Below are 1227 nucleotides of genomic sequence, written 5' to 3' on the forward strand. Positions count from 1 at the left end.
TGAGGGTGCCCCAATTGCGGTTCCAGCCGATTTGCAAATCTCAGCGTACCTCAGCCCGCCCGTTCCAGGCGGGCAAATTCGTTTGGGGTCCGGCCACCAAGCGAGGTGTGGGGCCGGACGTCGTTGTAGTCCTGACGCCAGGCTGTGAGGATCAGGCGAGCTTGATCCAGGCTCTGGAACCAGTGGAGATTGAGGCACTCGTCCCGGACCCGACCATTGAAACTCTCGATGTAGGCGTTCTCCACGGGTTTTCCAGGCCGGATGAAGGTGTGCGTGATGCCGCGGTCGTGGGTCCAGAGATCCAGAGCCTTCCCCGCGAACTCCGGGCCGTTGTCGGTGGTGATCGCCTGGGGTGCGCCCCGGAAGCGAACGACCGCCTCGAGGCTGCGGACGACATCATGGCCCGTGATGGAGGTGCCGACGTGCATCACCAGGCACTCCCGCGTGAAGTCGTCCACGACGTTCAGCACACGGAAACGCTGCCCGGAAGCCAGCTGATCAGCCATGAAGTCCAGACTCCACCGCTGATTGGGCGCAGAAACCTGCGGTTTCTGCTGACGCGCTCCCACGCTGAGTTTCTTCCGCTCCTTCTTCCGAACGGCCAGCCCTTCCGCCCGGTAAATCCGGTAGACGCGCTTGTGGTTAACGGTCTCACCTTCCCGGCCCAGCATCAGGTGAATCCGTCGGTATCCGAAGCGCGGTCGTTCCTGTGCCAGCGTGCGGAGACGCTCGACCAGGCGCCGGTCCTTTTCCCTTTTGGGGCTGTTCCGTCTGTGTGTGGTCCGGGAGAAGCCCAGCACCCGGCAGGCCCGACGTTCACTGACCGTGAACGAGTCTCGCAAGAGGGCCACCATCTGCTTCTTGAGGGGCGTCTGCGCCTGGGACGACGTCCCAGGCGTCACCACTTTCGCCCCACCACCTCTTTGAGCATGGCGTTGTCGAGCGACAGGTCGGCCACCAGCTTCTTAAGACGCTGATTTTCGGCTTCCAGCTGACGGAACTTGCGGGTCTCGTCTTTGGTCATGCCACCGTACTTGGCTTTCCAGCGGTAGATGGTCGTCATCGCGACTCCATGGAGTCGCGTCAGATCGCTGATCGGGGTTCCGGCCTCAAGCTGCCCAAGGATCTCCAAGATCTGCTGTTCTGTGTACCGTTTGCGCTTCATGTGTCTCCCAGTCTGCTGCTCGATTTGCAATCAGGCTGGCACCGGAAACAGGGGCAAGGTCA

At 61.9% G+C, this 1227-nt stretch carries 1 protein-coding gene; it reads right to left on the reverse strand.

The window, feature by feature from the left end:
- Positions 1 to 50 precede the first annotated feature (50 nt).
- Positions 51 to 1165, reverse strand: a protein-coding gene (locus GO986_RS22395) for an IS3 family transposase (protein WP_439648725.1) whose coding sequence is annotated in 2 segments (ribosomal slippage) — positions 51 to 916 and positions 916 to 1165 — 1116 coding nt in all. Because the reading frame shifts where the segments join, the coding sequence is not laid out codon by codon here.
- Positions 1166 to 1227: the final 62 nt, after the last annotated feature.

Source organism: Deinococcus arboris, from assembly GCF_009755355.1.
Lineage (GTDB): Bacteria > Deinococcota > Deinococci > Deinococcales > Deinococcaceae > Deinococcus > Deinococcus betulae.